Here is a 1,490-nt window from a genome sequence, read left to right as displayed (position 1 = left end):
TAGTTTAATAACCATATAATAAACGTCATTCTACTATTTTTAAGGGGAACAGTAATCATGTGGAAGAAGAAAATTAGAACGAATAAACTATCATTTGTGTTAATTGCCGTGATCTTAATGGTTACCTCTGGCTTATTGTCAACATCTCGTATCTTTATCGATAGTATAAATAGTTCCATCACAGATTACTATAGTAATCCTTTATTTCCCGACGTCTACCTATTTAATTCATCCGATAAAGAATTGAACATGCTTGAAGAGCAAGCTGACGAAGGGCAACTAATAAAAGACTTTCAAAAATATAAAGCCATGTATTCATCGATGAACATAACGAAAGTGCACGGTGAAACGTTTAATGAAGATAGAAATCTGATCATATCGATCAAAGATCAAGAAAAGCTAAACTGGGAATTAACGATTTTAGAGGGGAAGGACAAGCCTTCCCCAGAAGCAGGGGAGATTTGGATTTCCAAAATATTAGCAGATAAGAAAGGTTTAAAAGTGAATGATGTCATTGAAATTGATAAAGCAGCTGGAAGCCAGTTTGAAATTTCAGCGATCATCAATGATTCACAAAACGCATCCTTAGCTAATCCTGCCAAAATCATGTATGTCAATGAAAACGATATTCCGTTGTTCGATGAAGAAGTGAGAGGCGGATATGTTGTATTCCAATATGGAAGTGAAAAAGAAGCTGTAGCGAATTATCTTCATGAGAATTTTACAAGTAATGAATATTATATGGAAAAGTATTATCTCATCTTAAATCAACTTGCGGATACGGGTTTGGTATCGGTTATCATGACTTTGGCCGGTATATTAACGTTAATAAGCGGGATTATTGTCGTCCTATTTACTTTAAAAAACAATTTAATGAAAGAAGTTAAATTGATCGGAACATACAAAGCACTGGGATTTACGGCATCAGACATCAAGAAGATCTATAGTAAAGCGTATCTTTTTGTAGGGATGATTTCAACAGCGGTCGGTGTGGCCATTAGTTTTCCAGCCGCTTACATTTTACAAAAGAACATTCTAAAATATTTGGGGGACTTTGGATATAACGTTCGATATTTAATTATAGGTGGAGTCATCATTGTTCTCTTTAATCTAATTATTCAACTATTTGTGGCTCTAGAGTTAAGAAAAATTAAAAAATTATCACCAGTAGAAGCGATTTCGCTAACAAACACTCCCAAAAGCGGGAAACGAAGTTGGAAATTATTTAAACATACCAATAACCCGATTGCGTTATCTATTAATGATCTGTTGAAAAATAAAAGATTGTCATTAAACGTATGTATTATCACTGCCATTTACATGTTTACTACGTTACTTTTTATCAATACGGATCATATGTTTGCCGTTTCAAAAGATCATGCCAATATATGGCTCAATCTACATAAAGCATCGGCTACTATAAATACCAACATCACATCTCAAGAAATGGAAAAGGAGATCGTCGAGCATTTAAATAAGGACAATCGAGT

1 protein-coding gene is annotated in these 1,490 nt (G+C 34.0%); it reads left to right on the top strand.

Annotation, left to right across the window (positions count from 1 at the left end):
• Window positions 1-57: 57 nt before the first annotated feature.
• Window positions 58-1,490, top strand: a 1,433-nt coding sequence (locus ACWF5P_RS27090) for an ABC transporter permease (protein WP_452445548.1), incomplete at its 3' end; no start/stop codon positions are given.

It is taken from the genome of Peribacillus sp. NPDC055009 (assembly GCF_053608705.1).
This window is presented reverse-complemented; position numbering and strand designations above follow the sequence as displayed.